Origin of the sequence: Janthinobacterium sp. RA13 (assembly GCF_000745325.1) — a bacterium.
In the GTDB taxonomy this organism is placed as follows: domain Bacteria; phylum Pseudomonadota; class Gammaproteobacteria; order Burkholderiales; family Burkholderiaceae_D; genus Janthinobacterium; species Janthinobacterium rivuli.
On sequence record NZ_JQNP01000001.1, the window covers coordinates 4,700,675 to 4,718,012 of the forward strand.

A 17,338-nucleotide genomic window follows, 5' to 3' on the forward strand; every position below is an offset into this window, starting at 1 on the left:
AAACACAAAGCCCGGCTGGGAAACCACGCCGGGCAATGTAGTCTCAGGAATATAGAAATTTAATCACCTCTGGAGTGATACATGAAAGCACTGCTCGATCTATTCAAGCAAGTACAGACCAACGAGACCTTCGATGCAATCAAGATCGGTCTCGCTTCGCCTGAGAAAATCCGTTCGTGGTCCTACGGCGAAGTCAAGAAGCCGGAAACCATCAACTACCGTACCTTCAAGCCTGAGCGCGACGGCCTGTTCTGCGCCAAGATCTTTGGCCCGATCAAGGATTACGAATGCCTGTGCGGCAAGTACAAGCGCCTGAAGCACCGCGGCGTGATCTGCGAAAAGTGCGGCGTCGAAGTCACCCTGGCCAAAGTGCGCCGCGAGCGCATGGGCCACATCGAGCTGGCCTCGCCTACCGCGCACATCTGGTTCCTGAAGTCGCTGCCGTCGCGTCTGGGCATGGTCCTGGACATGACCCTGCGGGACATCGAACGCGTGCTGTACTTTGAAGCATACGTCGTGACCGATCCAGGCATGACCCCGCTGAAGAAGTGCCAGATCATGTCGGAAGACGACTACGCCGCCAAGTACGAAGAGTACGGCGACGACTTCACCGCCTTCATGGGCGCCGAAGGTATCCGTGAACTGCTGCGCTCGATCGACATCCACCGCGATGCCGAAACCCTGCGCGTGGAACTGAAGGAATCGAAATCCGAAGCCAAGATCAAGAAATACGCCAAACGCCTTAAGGTGTTAGAGGCGTTCCAGCGTTCGGGCATCAAGCCTGACTGGATGATCATGGAAGTGCTGCCAGTGCTGCCGCCGGAACTGCGTCCGCTGGTACCGCTGGATGGCGGCCGTTTCGCGACCTCGGATCTGAACGATCTGTATCGCCGCGTCATCAACCGTAACAACCGTCTGAAACGCCTGATGGAGCTGCGTGCTCCAGAGATCATCACGCGCAACGAAAAGCGCATGCTGCAAGAAGCAGTCGATTCGCTGCTGGACAACGGCCGTCGCGGCAAAGCGATGACCGGCGCCAACAAGCGTCCGCTGAAGTCCTTGGCCGAGATGATCAAGGGCAAGGGCGGCCGTTTCCGTCAAAACTTGCTGGGCAAACGCGTCGATTACTCCGGTCGTTCGGTCATCGTCGTGGGCCCGCAATTGAAACTGCATCAGTGCGGCTTGCCGAAACTGATGGCGCTGGAACTGTTCAAACCATTCATTTTCAATAAACTGGAACTGATGGGTCTGGCTACCACGATCAAGGCCGCGAAAAAGCTGGTCGAGATTCAAGAGCCGGTCGTGTGGGACATCCTGGAAGACGTGATTCGTGAACATCCGATCATGTTGAACCGCGCACCTACTTTGCACCGTCTGGGTATCCAGGCGTTCGAGCCAGTCCTGATTGAAGGCAAGGCCATCCAGCTGCACCCGCTCGTCTGCGCCGCATTCAACGCCGACTTTGACGGTGACCAAATGGCGGTCCACGTTCCTCTGTCGATCGAAGCGCAGATGGAAGCACGCACGTTGATGCTGGCATCGAACAACATCCTGTTCCCATCGAACGGCGAACCATCGATCGTTCCTTCCCAGGATATCGTGCTGGGTCTGTACTACGCGACCCGCGAAGCGATCAATGCGAAGAACGAAGGGATGATGTTCCCTGACGTGTCGGAAGTGATCCGCGCCTACGACAACAAGGAAGTCGAACTGACGACCCGCGTTACCGTGCGTATTACCGAATACCCGAAAAACGCCGAAACGGGCGAATTCGAGAAAACGGTAACCCGCTACGAAACGACGATCGGCCGTGCGATTCTGTCGGAAATTCTGCCTAAAGGCTTGCCGTTCTCCGTCCTGAACCGCGCGCTGAAAAAGAAAGAAATTTCCAAGCTGATCAACACGTCGTTCCGCAAGTGCGGCCTGCGCGCCACCGTGGTGTTCGCAGACAAACTGATGCAATCGGGTTTCCGCCTGGCGACACGCGCCGGTATCTCGATCTGCGTCGACGACATGCTGGTACCGCCGCAAAAAGTGACCCTGATCGCGACGGCCGAATCGGAAGTCAAGCAGATCGAACAGCAATACGCCTCGGGTCTCGTGACCGCCGGCGAGCGTTACAACAAGGTAGTCGATATCTGGGGCAAAACCTCGGATGAAGTCGGCAAGGCCATGATGGACCAGCTCAAAGTCGAAGACGTGATCCGCCGCGACGGCACCAAGTCGACGCAAGAATCGTTCAACGCCATTTACATGATGGCCGACTCCGGCGCGCGCGGTTCCGCAGCCCAGATTCGCCAGTTGGCCGGTATGCGTGGTCTGATGGCCAAACCGGATGGCTCGATTATCGAAACGCCGATTACCGCGAACTTCCGCGAAGGTCTGAACGTTTTGCAGTACTTCATTTCGACCCACGGCGCTCGTAAAGGTCTGGCCGATACGGCGCTGAAAACGGCTAACTCCGGTTACCTGACGCGTCGTCTGGTTGACGTGACGCAAGACTTGGTGGTGATCGAGGACGATTGCGGCACCATGAACGGCGCCGTCATGAAGGCACTGGTCGAAGGTGGTGAAGTCATCGAACCGTTGCGTGACCGTATCCTCGGCCGCGTGGTGGTGCATGACGTCGTCAATCCTGAAACCCAGGAAACGCTGTACGAAGCCGGCACCCTGATGGACGAAGACATGGTCGAAGAGATCGAGCGTCTGTCCATCGATGAAGTCAAGGTCCGCACGCCACTGACTTGCGACACGCGCTTCGGCCTGTGCGCCAAGTGCTATGGCCGCGATCTGGGCCGCGGCATGCTGGTCAACGCCGGCGAAGCCGTCGGTGTGGTGGCAGCGCAGTCGATTGGTGAGCCTGGTACCCAGCTGACCATGCGTACGTTCCACATTGGTGGTGCGGCATCGCGTGCAGCAGTGGCATCGTCGGTGGAAGCCAAGTCGAACGGTACCATCCGCTTCACGGCAACCATGCGTTACGTGACGAACGGCAAGGGCGCGCAAATCGTCATTTCCCGTTCCGGCGAAGTGCTGATCACCGATGACCATGGCCGTGAGCGTGAGCGTCATAAAGTACCGTACGGTGCGACCCTGATCGTCAAGGACGGCATGGTCATCAAGGCCGGTACGGCCCTGGCAACGTGGGATCCGCTGACCCGTCCGATCATTACCGAATACGCCGGTCAAGTGCGTTTCGAGAACGTCGAAGAAGGCGTCACCGTTGCCCGTCAGGTCGATGAAGTGACCGGTCTGTCCACCCTGGTGGCGATCGATGCGAAACGTCGCGGTTCGTTGACGAAAACGTTGCGTCCGCAAGTCAAGCTGATCAACGACGCGAACGAAGAAGTCAAGATCGCCGGCACCGAACACTCGGTGGCGATCGGCTTCCAGGTCGGCGCGCTGATCATGGTCAAGGACGGTCAACAGGTATCGGTTGGTGAAGTGCTGGCACGTATTCCTACCGAATCGCAAAAAACGCGCGATATTACCGGTGGTCTGCCGCGCGTTGCGGAACTGTTCGAAGCGCGCTCGCCGAAAGATGCCGGTATGCTGGCGGAAGTCACGGGTACGGTTGCGTTCGGTAAAGAAACCAAGGGCAAGCAGCGTCTGGAAATCACGGACATGGACGGCAACAAGCATGAGTTCTTGATCACCAAGGACAAACAAGTGCTGGTGCATGACGGCCAAGTCGTGAACAAGGGCGAGATGATCGTGGACGGCCCGGCCGATCCGCAAGACATCCTGCGCCTGCTGGGTATCGAAGCGCTGGCACGTTACATCGTTGACGAAGTGCAAGACGTGTACCGTCTGCAAGGCGTGAAGATCAATGACAAGCACATCGAAGTGATCGTGCGTCAGATGCTGCGCCGTGTTCAGATCGTCAATGCCGGCGACACCAACTACATCGTTGGCGAGCAGGTAGAGCGTTCGGAACTGCTGGACGAGAACGATCGCATGGCCGTTGAGAACAAGATTCCAGCGACCTACGAAAACGTCTTGTTGGGTATTACCAAGGCATCGCTGTCGACCGATTCGTTCATCTCGGCCGCATCGTTCCAGGAAACCACCCGCGTGCTGACCGAAGCGGCGATCATGGGCAAGCGCGATGGTCTGCGCGGCCTGAAAGAGAACGTCATCGTCGGCCGCCTGATTCCTGGCGGTACGGGTCTGGCCTTCCACCGCGCACGCAAAGAGAAAGAAGCGTGGGAAGTGGAAGAGCGTCAAGCACTGCTGCTGGCCGAGAAAGCCTCGATGGCTGGCGAAGCTGCCGAAGCATTGCAGGACATCGAAACCCAGCAACACCACGGCGACGAAGCGTAATCTACGCTGCTAGCTGACAAGAACGGCACCTTCGGGTGCCGTTTTTTTATGTCCGTTACTGCGGCCTTCCACCGCGCACGCAAAGAGAAAGAAGCGTGGGAAGTGGAAGAGCGTCAAGCACTGATGCTGACCGATAAAGCCACCCTGGCCGGTGAAACCACCGACGACCTGCTGGCCATCGAAACCCGGCAACTCCACGGCGACGAAGCGTAATCTACGCTGCTAGCTGACAAGAACGGCACCTTCGGGTGCCGTTTTTTTATGTCCGTTACTGCGGCCTTCCACCGCGCACGCAAAGAGAAAGAAGCGTGGGAAGTGGAAGAGCGTCAAGCACTGCTGCTGACCGATAAAGCCACCCTGGCCGGGGAAACTACCGACGACCTGCTGGCCATCGAAACCCGGCAACTCCACGGCGACGAAGCGTAATCTACGCTGCTAGCTGACAAGAACGGCACCTTCGGGTGCCGTTTTTTTATGTCCGTTACTGCAGCCTTCCACCGCGCACGCAAAGAGAAAGAAGCGTGGGAAGTGGAAGAGCGTCAAGCACTGCTGCTGACCGATAAAGCCACCCTGGCCCGGGAAACTACCGACGATCTTTTGGCTATCGAAACCCGGCGACACACGACGAAGCGTCATCTTTATCAAGCAGCGTACAATTTATAGTTAATTGCAATCGCATGGATGTCGTCCGTTTTATTTTCCTGGAAACTTTTAATCATTTAATTGATGGAAATTCCAGTGAATAGAAAAGATTTATTGCGTATGCCATTCAACGGTCATTCATTAATTATTTAACTTATTAAATATATGCATCTGCGCTGTTCGCTGATAAGAACGGCACCAGGGAGAAATTCCTGGTGCCGTTCTTTTATGTCCATGACTGCGGCCTTCCAGCGCACACGCAAACAGGACGCCGCACCCAGGGACGCCATGGCGTCAGCAAGTCTGCAGTATTGACCGGCACTCTTTTTTGCTGGCATCGTAAAACACATAGACGGCGGCTTCGTCATGAAAATAGCCGTCCACCGGGAGTTGCCCCAGAAATACCAGCGGACCGTCCGCCTCGATGGGCCAGCTCGGCGCTTGCAGCCAGCGGGGCGGCTTCTTCGCATAGCGAAATAACGCGAGCAATTGCGCCCGCAGCCACTGCGTCCGTTCACTTTTTTTCGCATGCGGCGGTGCCTTGTCCAGCAGTGCCGCCACATAGGCCAGATCCACATCCAGCCACTTCGGCTGCGCCGCCAGCAAAAGCGCGTGCAGCTGGCCAGGCTTTTCCGAGACGCATAGCGGAATGCCGGCGGCGTGCAAAAACTCGGCCAGGGCGCCCTGCGCGTTCAGCACATCCGCCGGATTGTGCAGGTCGAGCGATATCAGATAGTGATACAGCGTGTGCCCCGTATGCGCATACCTGGGCGCCGGCTGCGCCGACAACAGGCGCTCTGTTTCTGCGTCTTCATATAAAAGGTGTTCAAAGGCCGCCGTATCAAGCTGTCCTCCGACAAACCCGACCACGCTGCTGGTGGCTGATGACATACAAGTGTTCCCCTGAAAGTATGGTTCATTGGCAACTGCGAGTGTGAGAGGGCACGCCGTTTTCCGATCGATCGGCAGTGCGCAACCATGGCGATTATGCACGATGCCGTCCTGCCGGCACACTCTGTTGTCGCATAGCAAAAGCACGCATGCCACGCCAATTTTCGGCGTGCTCATGCTAATATCTGGCACATGATTGCCCAAGCCCTGTTTACTCCCGCCCAGCAGAAACTGCTGGGACTGCTCTTTGTCCGCGTGAATGAAGGTTTTCACTTGAACGAGATCATGCGCTTGACGGGATTGGGCAGCGCGTCGGCGCAGCGCGAATTGCGTCGCCTGCATGATTCCGGGCTGATCACGTCGGAGCGGATCGGCAATGTGCGGCGCTTCTGGCCCAACAAGGAAAGCCTCGTGTATCCGGAATTGAGCGGACTGGTGCAGAAAACCTTCGGCATCGTCGGCGTGCTCAGCATGACCCTGGCTCCCTTGCGTGCGCAGTTGCACCTGGCATTCGTGTCGGGCGCCACGGCGAAGGGGCAGGACATGCCTGGCAGCGCCATCGATTTGCTGCTGGTGGGCGAAGAAGCCAATTATGGCGATCTGTTGACGGGATTGGCCCCGGCCGAGCGAACCTTAAGGCGTAAAATCAATCCCAACCTATATACGCTGGCCGATTATCGCCGGCGGCTGCGCGAAGGCCAGCCATTTCTGCTGCAGGTATTACAGCAGCCGAAGTTGTTTGTGATCGGCGATGAAACGCTATTGCATGCGCTGGCATTGCCTGATTCTTCATTACAAGCGAATGACATGCCATCTGTATTCTAAAGGCCGGGCCTGGCATTCAATTTCCGATGCATGAAATTGTTGGCCAGAATAATATCTGAGGCGGATTGATCGTATGATGAATAAACTACAGGCTTTCGGTTTAATTGTTTCCCAGGCGGTGCGCGGAGAATTAACATTTCCCACGAGTGTTAATTCCGCATTGCAATTGCAATTGGCCCTGGCTGAACCGGACTGCCATATCGACCATGCGATCAAGCTGGTATTGGCCGAGCCCTTGCTGGCGGCGCGCACGGTCGCGCTGGCCAACTCGGCCGTGTACAGCCGCGGCGATGCGGCGCCTGTGACCAGCGTGCGCGCCGCCGTCATGCGCATGGGTTACCGCAATCTATACGCGCTGGTGGCGGCCATGGTGGTGCGCCAGTTCGGCAGCAAGATCATCGATCCCGTCTTGCGCCAGAAGGCGACCCAGTTGTGGGAGCACACGGCCCATGTGGCGGCGCTGGCGCACGTGCTGGCCCGCCGCGTGACGCACGTCGATGCCGACACGGCGCTGTTCGCCGGCATCGTGCATGAGGTGGGCGGCTTTTACCTGCTGTCGCGCGCCGATGAATTTCCCGGCCTGCTCGACGACGATGCGGACCACTGGATGGAATCGGCCGAAGAAATCATTTCCCGCGAAGTCATGAAGAAGCTCTTGATCCCGCGAGCCGTCAGCGAAGCCATCGAAGGCTTGCGCGATGGCTTGCTATCGATCCCGCCCGACTCCCTGCTCGACACCTTATTGTTGGCCAAACAACTGTCGCCCGTGCAGTCGCCCTTGCAGGTGACGTACGTGGAAATGCTCACACCCTCCGATTCCGTCATCGATTTCATTATCGATAACGAAACCCTGCAAAGCATCCTGGCCGAGTCAAACGAGGAAGTGCGTTCGATGAGCGCCGCGCTGCTCGTCTGAGCTCGTCTGAGATCAGCGCATTGCTCGTCTGCCACGGCCGCGTTGCCTGCAAGTGGGATCAGGGGCCGGGATGCAGCACCACCTTGATGCATTGTTCCTGTTTCTTCTGGAAGATTTCGTAGCCGTGCGGCGCTTCGTCCAGGGTCAAGTGGTGGGAAATGATGGCGCCGGGATCGAGTTCTCCCCGTTGTATCCGTTCCAGCAGCGGTTGCATGTAGCGCTGCACGTGTGTCTGTCCCGTCTTGATGGTCAATGAACGGTTCATGATGGAGCCAAACGGGATCTTGTCGCTGAAACCGCCATACACCCCCGGCACCGAAACGACGCCGCCGTTGCGGCATGCCATCAACGCTTCGCGCAGGGCCGTGGGGCGATCCGATTCCAGTTTCATCGTCTGCTTGAGGCGGTCGTAGATATAGCTGATGCCGGAACCGTGCGCTTCCATGCCGACGGCATCGATGCAGGCATCGGGACCCCGTCCTCCCGTCATTTCCCGCAGCGCATCGGGCACGTCCACCGCATCGAAATGCAGGGTTTCCGCACCGGCCAGTTCGCGTGCCATGCGCAGGCGTTCCGGGTAATGGTCGATGGCGATGACGCGTTCGGCACCGAGCAGGAAAGCGCTCTGGATGGCGAACTGTCCCACCGGGCCGCAACCCCACACGGCCACCACCTGTCCTGGCGTGATGGCGCAGGCTTCGGCCGCCATGTAGCCGGTTGGCAGTATGTCCGAGAGGAACAGCACCTGTTCATCCTTGAGCTCGTCCGGCACCTTGATGGGGCCGATGTCGGCAAACGGCACGCGCACATATTCGGCCTGGCCGCCCGCGTAGCCGCCCGTCAGGTGGGAATAGCCAAAGATGCCCGCGCCCGAGTGGCCCCACATCTTTTCCGCCATGTAGGCATTGGGATTGGAGTTCTCGCACACCGAGTACAGCTGTTGCTCGCAAAAGAAGCAGCGTCCGCAGGCAATGGGAAACGGCACCACCACCCGATCTCCCACCTTGAGCTTGCGTACCGCGGAGCCCGTTTCCACCACTTCGCCCATGAACTCATGGCCGAGGATATCGCCCTGCTCCATGGTCGGCACGACGCCATTGTAAAGGTGCAAGTCGGAGCCGCAGATGGCCGTGGAACTGACTTTGATGATGGCGTCGCCGGGATTGAGGATGGCGGGATCGGGCACCTGTTCGATCCGTACGTCGCGCTTGCCGTGCCAGCAATTGGCTTTCATGACACACCTCCGTTTGCTTGCGGCCGAGGGGCCGGTGCCGTGCCGCCAGCCTTGTGCAGCAAGCGCGTCTTGAAACTGCGCTTTCCCGACGGCTGGCCCTCGGTGGTGCTGACCTCGCCCGTTTCCATCCACTGCTTGAAGCGGCGCAAGGTGGTTTCGATCTGGTAGGCGGGCGCCTGGCTGAACAGGCCGGCCACGGCAGTGCCCACCTTGCCGGCCGGCGGCTGCATGTGCAGCTGCATGGTCACTACGGTGCCGCGTCCGTCGGGTGCGGGCGACAGTTCCAGCGCTCCCGTTTCGGCATGGTTTTCCGCCGCGCGCCAGCGCATGCCCTGGCCCGGACGCTCTTGCGTCAGTTCGCCTATCCATACGCCTTCGACGCTGTTCCAGCGCGAGCGGTGCGCATCGATTACCTGCACCGACTGCAGGCCCGGCATGAAGCGGGGCAGGTTTTCCAGGTCGCGCCAGGCGCGGTAGCAATCGTCGGCGGAACGGTTGACGATGACGCTCTTTTGCAGCGCCAGCCCCGCTTCGCCGGGCGCGGGCAATTCGCTCAGCTTGCGCGGCGCCAGTTGTGCGCTGGCGATATAGTCGATGGCCGTCACGCCCGCCACCACGGCTGCCGTCGCCGCCAGGCGCGTGCGCGCATTGCGCCGGCTGGCCATGGCCACACCCAGCAGCGACAGATCCATGGCATCGCCGGCGATGCGCGACCAGCGCCATGCCGGCCGGGTTTCTCCGCGCAGCAAGGCCACGCCGCAAGCCATTTCGCGCAGGCCGATGGCGCGTATCCAGACAGACGAGACGCCGCGCAAGCCGCTGGCCCGCGCCAGGCCCTGCGGCGCCACTAACTGGGCCAGGCCCAGGCCGATGCTGAGCCAGCCAAGTGCCCTGATCATGGCATGCTTGCCGTGCGCGCTAGCGTCGGGAATGTGCCGCTGCGGCCGTCCATCGGCCTGGCCGCGCGTGCTCGTGTAATGAAGAATGGCGTCATGGCCATGGGCCGATGCGCCAGCATCATCGGGTATCTCCATTGACGCTTGCCATGCGTGCGGCCTGGCCGTGGCGCCATCGCTAATGTCTTCGTTTTGCATGCTGCCTCCCTTCTGTGTATGGGAATTAGGCAGCATGGTCTGGTACGCGTTCCGGCAGGCGTGCGCGAGATGCGCTGGAACTGCGCCAGATCAAATATCGGCACGAAAAAAACGGCAGCCCGGACTGGCGCTGCCGCTATTGCGGGAGGGGCTTAATTTACTTCTGCTGGGCGATCCACCGGTCGATCTTGGCTTCCAGCAGTTTCAGTGGCAGGGTGCCGTCGCTCAGCACGACTTCGTGGAACTTCGGCAGGCTGAACTTGTCGCCCAAGGCTTGCTGCGCGCGTTGGCGCAGTTCGACGATTTTCAGCGAACCGATCTTGTAGCCCAGGGCCTGGCCCGGCCAGGCCATGTAGCGTTCCGTCTCGCTTTTCGCCACGGCGTCATAGCCGAGGGTGTCGCGCATGTACTTGATCGTCTGTTCGCGCGTCCAGCCCTTGGTGTGCAAGCCCGTATCGACCACCAGGCGCACGGCGCGCAGCATCTCGTCGTTCAAATGGCCGAAATACTGGGCCGGATCCTCGAACAGGCCCATTTCCTTGCCCAGGGTTTCCGCATACAGGGCCCAGCCTTCCGTGAAGGCATTGTTGCCGCCGAAACGGCGGAAGTTCGGCAAGTCCATCTCTTGCACCAGCGCCAGGTGGAAATGGTGGCCCGGCTTGCCTTCGTGCAGGAACAGGGTGGTCATGCCCGTGTCGCCATACAGTTTCGGATCCGTGACGACGGACCAGAACACGCCGGGACGCGAACCGTCGGCAGCCGGCGCCGTGTAGTGGTCGGCGGCCGTGTCGCGGCTCAGTTCAGGTTCCAGACGCAAGTCCAGCGGCGCCTTCGGTACCAGGGTGAACAGGGCTGGCAATTTGCTGTCCAGCAGCACGTTCAGCTTGCGATAGACGTCGAGCACTTCCTGTTCCGTCTTGAACGGGCGGAATTTTTCCTGCTGCGACACCCACACGGGCAAGCCGGCGGCCGGGCCGTTGTAGCCCATCTTCGGGCCCACGATCGCATATTGTTCCTGGATGCGCGCCACTTCCTTCAGGCCGATGGCGTGGATCTGCTCCGGTTTCAGATCCGTCGTGGTGCTGCTGGCCACGCGCGCCTGGTACCAGGCAGCCCCATCGGGCAGGGCGCTCCAGCCGCTGCTCGCGCGGCTGGCTGGCAGGTAATCGCGTTCCATGAAGGTGGACAGGCGCTGCAGCGCAGGCATCAGCTTGGCTTCGATGATGACGGTGTAGGTTTGCGTCAGGCGCGCCTTGTCCGCGGCGGAAAAGCTGGCCGGCAAGTTCTTGATGGGCGTGTAATAGACGCTGTCTTGCGGCGTGGCGCTGACGAGTTTCTTGAATTGCGGCAGGGCCGATTCCGTCAGCGCCTTCGGCAGCACGATGCCTTTTTGCATGCCGACGCGCATATTGGAGATGGCCTGGTCTATCCAGCCCGGCAACTGGCCGATACGGCTCAGGTAAGCGTCATACTCCTTGACGGTGGTCAAAGGCTGCGATGCCTCGCCACCCGCATAATTGGCCAGGGTGACGGGCATGCTGTCCATCTGGTTTAAGGGCAGCAGGTATTCGGGGAAGCGCTCGAAGCTCAGCGCCGTGGCCAGTTCATAGTCGAGGATATCGTAGTTGATCTGGTCCTGGTGCGACAGCTGCGCGCGGGCAATGCTGCGCAGCGTCTTCTGGTACTGGCGGTACAGCGCGAACTGTTTGGCGCGCGCGGCAGGCACGATGGCTGAACCGAGCTGGTCGTCAAAACGGTTGTCGCCGCTCTCGGTGGCGTTGATCGGCTCGAAACGGGCCAGCGCATCGTAGTACTGATCGGCCACGACCTGCAACCGCTGCTTGGCTTGCGGCGCGCTGACGGCCACGCTTTTGGCTGCGGACTGGGCCGCTTGCGCCATGGGCGCATGGGCGAGCAACAGGGAGATGGCCAGGGTGCCGAGGGTGCCGGCGGCAAAACGATGCTTCATGCGCGAGGTCCTTTGTAAGGAGGGTATGAACGGAGGCTTAGCGAGGTCGGGGTGGCCGGTCGCGATGGAGCAGCCGGGGCGTAAGCATACGCCATTGCCCAGTACGTTTGGATAAATTGTACGAGGGGAATGTTGCTATTTTGCCGTAGGCGGCAAGGCTGCTTTCATCGCTTGCCAGTGGCTGCTGGTCAAGGGAAGGCAGGCAGAGCACGGCGTGGCGGCGATCAGGCTGCGGATCTGCTGCGCGCGCGCCGCCGTTTGCGGGTGCGAAGAAATCCAGCCTGGCACCTTGGCCTTGTCCTTGTCATCGAGCTTCTGGAAAAAGCTGAGCATGCCGTCGGGGCGGATGTGTGCGCGCTGCAAGGCGAGCAAACCGAGGCGGTCCGCCTCTTCTTCCATGTCGCGGCTGAAATACAAGGTGCCCGCCTGGTGCGCCAGCATGGCGGCCACGGCGCTGATGTCGCCGATGGTCACGCCCACCAGGGCACCCCAGCCCAGGCTGCTGATCATTTGCCGCAGCGAATGGCGCTGCTCCACATGCTGCACTTCATGCGCCAGCACGCCGGCCAGTTCGCCCGGATCGGCTGCCTGACGCAGCAAGCCTGTATGCACGACGATGATGCCGCCGGGCATGGCAAACGCGTTGACCGTGTCGTCGTTCTTGATCAGCCAGCGGTATTGGTAGCGCGAACCGGCCGTCAGCTTGCGGCCGATGTCCTGCACCGTCTGCTGCGTCACGCCGCTTTCGCTGATGCCGCCTTGCGCGCGCACTTGCGACAGGGCCAGTTCGCCCAGCTGTTTTTCCGTCGACAAAGGGATTAATCCTGCCAGCGCGCCGACGGCATGGCCGCCTTGCCACCACAGCAGGGCGGCCGCGACGATGGTCGCGCCCGTCAAGCCGGCCAGCCAGCCCGATACTTGTCGCCGGTTGCGCTGGCGCTCGCCCCACAGGCGTTGCAGTTGCGGCTGCAGCGCGGCCGGCGCTTCGCGCAAGACGATGGCGATGTCGCTAGCCGTCAGCGGTTTCAGCGACGCTTGCCGGCCTTGGTCGTCGAGCCAGTTCAGGAACAGTTCCGGTCCGTCGACACCGCCCACGCTGACGACCAGCTGCGCCACGTCGACGTTATAGCCGGGCGCATCGATGGCCAACTGCGCACCGAAAAAATGCGCGCTGACGGCCGTGCCGGCCGGGCCGCCATCGGGGCCGGTCAGCAGCGCCTGGAATGGCGTCATGCGGCGGCCTCGGCAAAGCGGCTTTCGTACAGGGCCGCCATCAGGTCGGATTGGCTGATGATGCCGGCCAGGCGTTCTTCATCGTCGAGGATGGGAATATGGTGGTAGCCGGCGTCGGCCATTAGCGGCACGAGATCGATGATGGGCGTGCCCAGGCGCGCCGTGTGCGGCGACGGCGTCATCAGCTGGCCCACCACTTCCGGCTTGTCGCTGTGGGACAGGCCGCTGCGCTGCAGCAGGCCGCGCAGGCGCTGGCGCATGCCTTGATAATCGTCGAGGCCGCCATGGCGCAGGAAATCCGTCTGCGTGATGATGCCGATGACGCGGCGCGCGCGGTTCAGCACGGGCAGGGCGCCCACCTGGTGCTCGCGCATGGTGCGCCAGGCCACATCGAGCGGCGTGCCGAATTCCACGCTGAGCACGTCTTTCGACATGATGTCGGCGCAGGTGACGACGCCGAAGCGGCGCTGGTAGGCGCGCATTTCCGTTTGCAGGAAGATCGCTTGCAAATCATCGCGGCTGATGTCGAGCACTTCGCTGTGCTGGCGCAGGACGGCATCGAGGTCGTCCGGCGAAAAGCCCAGGCGGTTGCTGGGCACGTCATCCTTGGTGGCGTGCGGATGCGGCGCGACCAGTTGCTGGATGTGCGGGTAGCGGCGTCCCGTCAGGTTGTTGTACAGCACGGCGCAAGCGACCAGCACGGCGGAATTGAACAGCACGGTGATGAAGACGAATTCAAAGCCGGCCGCATGCACGCTGGCGCCGCCAACGACGGTGGTGAGCGCCACGGCGCCGCCCGGCGGATGCAAACAGCGCAGGGCGAACATGGCGCCGATGGCCAGGCAGGCGGCCAGCGCCGCCACGGCCACGCTCGATCCCAGCCATTTGACGCAGGCCATGCCGACCAGGCCGGAGACGACATTGCCGCCCACCACGGACCACGGTTGCGCCAGCGGGCTGGCCGGCAGGCAGAACAGCAGCACGGCCGAGGCGCCCATGGGCGCGATCAGGTAGACGCTGGCACTGTCGGGGGCCAGCAGGAAATGGCAGATCAGGCCCGTCAGCAGCAAGCCGCAGATGGCGCCCGCGCAGGCGCGTAATTGTTCGCGGCGGCTGCCGTTGTTCGGTTGCGGCAGCCAGCGTGCCAGGAAAGAAGTCGTCATGGGGGAGGGCGCGTTCGGGCCGCGTTGCTCAGTCTGAGCCCAATATTATCCCATGCGTTCCATTTCGCTGCCTGCGGGCATTAATCCTCGGCGCAGACGGCATGCAGGCCGTGTTGTTCCAGCAAGCTCCTGGCAGCTGCCACGGCGGACGGCGCCGGCTTGCTGCTGGCGCAGGCATAGATGTCATTGAGGACCGTCGCCGCATCCTTGTGCGTGACAGCGGCCATCAGCTCGGCCAGGTTGCGGTCGGAAAAGTGTTCGTACAGCAGGGCCAGCACGGGGAAATACGCCGTGTCTGGCATGCCGCCGGGATAGGCGCTGCGCAGCATGCGCGCGGCGCCGGACAAGGTCGGGGGCAGGGTATCTGGCATGCTCAAGCGGCTACTCCTTGTTGGCGCTGATACGTGCTTATATGTTTTCCGCATAAGCACAGTGCAATTAAATGGTGGATATTTCCTACAGGTACGCATATTCTAGACAATCACACTAGCTGACAGCTGTTCAGCTGGTCCCAACGATTTCTCTCAGGAGCCCGCATGCGCTTTTCTATTTTCCTTGCCAGCCTGCTGCTTGCCGGCACCGCCATTGCCGCTGCCCCAACGCCGAGCAACCCTGTCGCCACGCCGCATTTGCCGTACAACGCGGCAGCCGACGCCAAGGCCGACGTGGCCCGCGCGCTGGCCGAAGCGAAGGCGGCCCACGTGCCTGTCTTGCTGATCTTTGGCGCCAACTGGTGCGAGGATTGCCGCGCGCTCGACAAGGCATTGAAGGAAGGCAAGAACGCCGAGTTGATGCAGCAGCAGTTCAAGGTCGTCAAGGTCGACGTGGGTAACTTCGACCATAACCTGGACGTGGCGCATGCCTATGGCAATCCGCTCAAGAAAGGCATCCCGGCTGCCGTGCTCGTCTCGAGCGATAATAATCAAGTGCTGTACGCCACCAAGGGCGGCGAACTGGCGAATGCCCGCCGCATGAGCGAGAGCGGCATTTATGATTTCTTCAAACAAGCGGCCAGCGTGAAAGCGCCGGCGATTTAATCCCCTTTAAAACTCTTCCCACGCATCGCTGGCCGGCGCTGCCGGGCGCGATGGCGTGGGCAGTCTGGGCTGGTGCGCCGGCTGCCGAGGCTGGGGCTGCGCCGCATGCCCGGATTCTTCCAGCTTGAAGACGCTGACCACCTGCGCCAGGCGGCCGGCCTGATCCTGCAAGGACTGGGCTGCCGCCGCCGCTTCTTCCACGAGGGCCGCGTTTTGCTGGGTGGCGTCATCCATCTGCGTCACGGTGGCATTGACTTGCGCGATACCCTGGCTTTGCTCCTGGCTGGCCGAAGCGATCTCTCCCATCAGATCGGCGACTCTTTGCACGGAGACAACGATGTCCTGCATGGTGGCACCGGCCGAGTCGACCAGCTTGCTGCCCGCTTCCACCTTGCTGCCCGAATCGACGATCAAATCCTTGATTTCCTTGGCCGCCTGGCTTGACCTCTGTGCCAGATTGCGCACCTCGGTGGCCACCACGGCAAAGCCGCGGCCCTGTTCGCCCGCGCGGGCCGCCTCGACGGCAGCGTTCAGGGCGAGGATATTGGTTTGGAAGGCAATGCCGTCGATCACGCCGATAATATCGGCGATCTTGCGTGAACTTTCCGTAATCGCGCCCATCGTCTGCACCACTTGTCCCACCACTTCACCACCCTTGACGGCGTGGCTCGAGGCTGACACCACCAGCTGATTGGCCTGGCGCGCATTGTCCGCGTTCTGTTTCACGGTCGACGTCAGTTCTTCCATGGCCGCCGCCGTCTCTTCCAGGCTCGACGCCTGGGCTTCCGTGCGCGCCGACAAGTCCAGGTTGCCCGACGCGATCTGGCTCGATGCGCTCGCAATGGAGCTCGTACTGTCGCGAACTTCGCGTATCGTCACGTTCAGCGACGCGACGAAGCGGTTGAAGGCGGCAGCCAGCGCGCCGACCTCGTCTTCCGATTCAACGGGCATGCGGCGGCTCAGGTCGCCATTGCCGCTGGCGATTTCGCTGAGCATGTCGGCCGCCCGCGCGACGGGGCCGGCAATGGCGCGGCTGATGACATAAATGATGAGCAGGGCGATGCCGCCACCGACGAGGCCGGCGATCAGGGCGGCGATCAGGGCCGAACGCGTGACGTTGCCCAACACTTCCGCTTCCGGCACTTCGGCCATCACATACAGATTCAATTCCGGCACGAAAGAGGCGGCCACGAGCTGCTTGCCGGCCGGCGCCGCATAACTGGCATAGGCGTATTTGTTGCCGGTCAGCAGAGTCTTGCTCAATGCTTCATTGAAACCGGGCAAGTCTTTCAATTGATGCTTGCCGTCGGCCAGGGCGGGATCGCGGTGGATCAGCAGGTTGCCGTCGGCGCGTACCAGGTAAACATGGCCCGTCTGGCCGACCTTGTAGCTACGGATGGTCTCGGCCATGGCGTCGACGCTCAGGCCCATGCCGGCAATGACGGCCTTGCCGCCGGCCGTCTGGCCCCGTGCGTTCAGGAACAGCATGAAACTGCCCGAGGCCGGATCGCGGTCCAGATTGATCGTGTGCTGTTTGTTTTCATCGAGCATGCTGAAGAACCAGTGATCGGCTGGCAGCTGCTTGTCCAGCGTACGGATCAGGCCCGCATCGGTCATGTACCTGGACGCCGCTTGTGAACTCCAGCTGACGACGGCCGCCTTGTTTTTTTCCTTGAGCATGCGGGCGTAGCGCTGGAACGTGGCCAGGCCGTTTTCCGCCAGGTCCGCATCTTCCCAGTCTTGCAGGAAGACATCATTGGCCATCGTCTGCACCACCGATAGCGGCTGGCTGATCTGGCGCAGCACGTCGTTGCGGATCTCGCCCACCTGGGCCGGCAGTTCCTGGCCGACGACGCGTTCGCGCACATAGTCGCTGCTCATGCGCACGCTGAGGAAAGAGGAAATGCCCATGAACAGTAGCAGGCATAAGCCCATGCTGAACATCAATTTTTTCTGAATGGAGAGGTGACGAAGCAGCTGCATGGGCGACCCTGGGAATGGGCCCGCGCGC

General features: G+C 61.0%; 15 protein-coding genes. 7 read left to right on the forward strand and 8 right to left on the reverse strand.

Translation table 11 applies throughout. From position 1 onward, the window contains the following. The first annotated feature begins 81 nt into the window (after nt 1–81). The 4 genes from rpoC to FG13_RS30180 are packed head-to-tail and all read left to right on the forward strand — an operon-like array spanning nt 82 to nt 4,986. Nucleotides 82–4,323 carry a DNA-directed RNA polymerase subunit beta' gene (gene rpoC / locus FG13_RS20775; RefSeq protein ID WP_034753138.1) on the forward strand — a complete coding sequence of 1,414 codons (4,242 nt, stop codon included), beginning with the start codon at nt 82–84 and terminating at the stop codon, nt 4,321–4,323. A 48-nt stretch (nt 4,324–4,371) separates the two neighbouring features. Then, the gene (locus FG13_RS30510) at nt 4,372–4,536 is read left to right on the forward strand and encodes a hypothetical protein (protein WP_161784196.1); all 165 of its coding nucleotides are present in this window, start codon (nt 4,372–4,374) and stop codon (nt 4,534–4,536) included. 48 nt (nt 4,537–4,584) lie between these two features. Continuing rightward, nucleotides 4,585–4,749 carry a hypothetical protein gene (locus FG13_RS30515; RefSeq protein ID WP_161784197.1) on the forward strand — a complete coding sequence of 55 codons (165 nt, stop codon included), beginning with the start codon at nt 4,585–4,587 and terminating at the stop codon, nt 4,747–4,749. A gap of 48 nt (nt 4,750–4,797) precedes the next feature. Beyond that, on the forward strand, nt 4,798–4,986 hold the full coding sequence (locus FG13_RS30180) for a hypothetical protein (protein WP_152598821.1): 189 nt from the start codon (nt 4,798–4,800) through the stop codon (nt 4,984–4,986). A gap of 273 nt (nt 4,987–5,259) precedes the next feature. Here the strand turns inward: FG13_RS30180 and FG13_RS20785 are convergent, their stop codons facing one another. Continuing rightward, nucleotides 5,260–6,033 carry a hypothetical protein gene (locus FG13_RS20785; protein ID WP_152598822.1) on the reverse strand — a complete coding sequence of 258 codons (774 nt, stop codon included), beginning with the start codon at nt 6,031–6,033 and terminating at the stop codon, nt 5,260–5,262. A gap of 15 nt (nt 6,034–6,048) precedes the next feature. Here FG13_RS20785 and FG13_RS20790 point away from each other — a divergent pair, with 15 nt between their 5' ends. Continuing rightward, nucleotides 6,049–6,681 carry a transcriptional regulator gene (locus FG13_RS20790; protein WP_035823954.1) on the forward strand — a complete coding sequence of 211 codons (633 nt, stop codon included), beginning with the start codon at nt 6,049–6,051 and terminating at the stop codon, nt 6,679–6,681. A 76-nt stretch (nt 6,682–6,757) separates the two neighbouring features. Beyond that, a complete protein-coding gene (locus FG13_RS20795) occupies nt 6,758–7,597 on the forward strand; it encodes an HDOD domain-containing protein (RefSeq protein WP_035828534.1) in 840 nt (279 codons plus the stop codon). 58 nt (nt 7,598–7,655) lie between these two features. Here the strand turns inward: FG13_RS20795 and FG13_RS20800 are convergent, their stop codons facing one another. The 6 genes from FG13_RS20800 to FG13_RS20825 form a co-directional block, all read right to left on the reverse strand. Then, nucleotides 7,656–8,831: a zinc-dependent alcohol dehydrogenase gene (locus FG13_RS20800; RefSeq protein WP_035823956.1), complete on the reverse strand. Its 1,176-nt coding sequence runs from the start codon at nt 8,829–8,831 to the stop codon at nt 7,656–7,658. Next, nucleotides 8,828–9,925, reverse strand: a complete 1,098-nt coding sequence (locus tag FG13_RS20805; RefSeq protein ID WP_161784198.1) for an SRPBCC family protein — start codon at nt 9,923–9,925, stop codon at nt 8,828–8,830. The genes FG13_RS20800 and FG13_RS20805 overlap by 4 nt, the downstream gene beginning before the upstream one ends. Before the next feature lie 157 nt (nt 9,926–10,082). After that, a complete protein-coding gene (locus tag FG13_RS20810; protein WP_035823958.1) occupies nt 10,083–11,894 on the reverse strand; it encodes a DUF885 domain-containing protein in 1,812 nt (603 codons plus the stop codon). A 135-nt stretch (nt 11,895–12,029) separates the two neighbouring features. Further along, nucleotides 12,030–13,127, reverse strand: coding sequence for a M48 family metallopeptidase (locus FG13_RS29125; RefSeq protein WP_051959304.1), 1,098 nt, complete (start codon nt 13,125–13,127; stop codon nt 12,030–12,032). Beyond that, a complete protein-coding gene (locus FG13_RS20820) occupies nt 13,124–14,290 on the reverse strand; it encodes an HPP family protein (RefSeq protein WP_035823961.1) in 1,167 nt (388 codons plus the stop codon). The genes FG13_RS29125 and FG13_RS20820 overlap by 4 nt, the downstream gene beginning before the upstream one ends. 80 nt (nt 14,291–14,370) lie before the next feature. After that, nucleotides 14,371–14,661, reverse strand: a complete 291-nt coding sequence (locus tag FG13_RS20825; protein WP_235211849.1) for a DUF3349 domain-containing protein — start codon at nt 14,659–14,661, stop codon at nt 14,371–14,373. Nucleotides 14,662–14,826: 165 nt separating this feature from the next. On the opposite strand from FG13_RS20825, the gene FG13_RS20830 reads away from it, so the two are divergent. Continuing rightward, complete coding sequence (locus FG13_RS20830; protein ID WP_035823964.1) at nt 14,827–15,327, forward strand: thioredoxin family protein; 501 nt, start codon at nt 14,827–14,829, stop codon at nt 15,325–15,327. A 6-nt stretch (nt 15,328–15,333) separates the two neighbouring features. Here FG13_RS20830 and FG13_RS20835 read toward each other — a convergent pair whose 3' ends face one another. Then, on the reverse strand, nt 15,334–17,310 hold the full coding sequence (locus FG13_RS20835) for a methyl-accepting chemotaxis protein (RefSeq protein ID WP_035823966.1): 1,977 nt from the start codon (nt 17,308–17,310) through the stop codon (nt 15,334–15,336). Nucleotides 17,311–17,338 lie beyond the last annotated feature (28 nt).

Bases quoted from the DNA above. Each gene is read 5' to 3' on its own strand.
- rpoC (WP_034753138.1), top strand. From the start codon at position 82: ATGAAAGCACTGCTCGATCTATTCAAGCAAGTACAGACCAACGAGACC.
- FG13_RS30510 (WP_161784196.1), top strand. From the start codon at position 4,372: ATGTCCGTTACTGCGGCCTTCCACCGCGCACGCAAAGAGAAAGAAGCG.
- FG13_RS30515 (WP_161784197.1), top strand. From the start codon at position 4,585: ATGTCCGTTACTGCGGCCTTCCACCGCGCACGCAAAGAGAAAGAAGCG.
- FG13_RS30180 (WP_152598821.1), top strand. From the start codon at position 4,798: ATGTCCGTTACTGCAGCCTTCCACCGCGCACGCAAAGAGAAAGAAGCG.
- FG13_RS20785 (WP_152598822.1), bottom strand. From the start codon at position 6,033: ATGAGCACGCCGAAAATTGGCGTGGCATGCGTGCTTTTGCTATGCGAC.
- FG13_RS20790 (WP_035823954.1), top strand. From the start codon at position 6,049: ATGATTGCCCAAGCCCTGTTTACTCCCGCCCAGCAGAAACTGCTGGGA.
- FG13_RS20795 (WP_035828534.1), top strand. From the start codon at position 6,758: ATGAATAAACTACAGGCTTTCGGTTTAATTGTTTCCCAGGCGGTGCGC.
- FG13_RS20800 (WP_035823956.1), bottom strand. From the start codon at position 8,831: ATGAAAGCCAATTGCTGGCACGGCAAGCGCGACGTACGGATCGAACAG.
- FG13_RS20805 (WP_161784198.1), bottom strand. From the start codon at position 9,925: ATGCAAAACGAAGACATTAGCGATGGCGCCACGGCCAGGCCGCACGCA.
- FG13_RS20810 (WP_035823958.1), bottom strand. From the start codon at position 11,894: ATGAAGCATCGTTTTGCCGCCGGCACCCTCGGCACCCTGGCCATCTCC.
- FG13_RS29125 (WP_051959304.1), bottom strand. From the start codon at position 13,127: ATGACGCCATTCCAGGCGCTGCTGACCGGCCCCGATGGCGGCCCGGCC.
- FG13_RS20820 (WP_035823961.1), bottom strand. From the start codon at position 14,290: ATGACGACTTCTTTCCTGGCACGCTGGCTGCCGCAACCGAACAACGGC.
- FG13_RS20825 (WP_235211849.1), bottom strand. From the start codon at position 14,661: ATGCCAGATACCCTGCCCCCGACCTTGTCCGGCGCCGCGCGCATGCTG.
- FG13_RS20830 (WP_035823964.1), top strand. From the start codon at position 14,827: ATGCGCTTTTCTATTTTCCTTGCCAGCCTGCTGCTTGCCGGCACCGCC.
- FG13_RS20835 (WP_035823966.1), bottom strand. From the start codon at position 17,310: ATGCAGCTGCTTCGTCACCTCTCCATTCAGAAAAAATTGATGTTCAGC.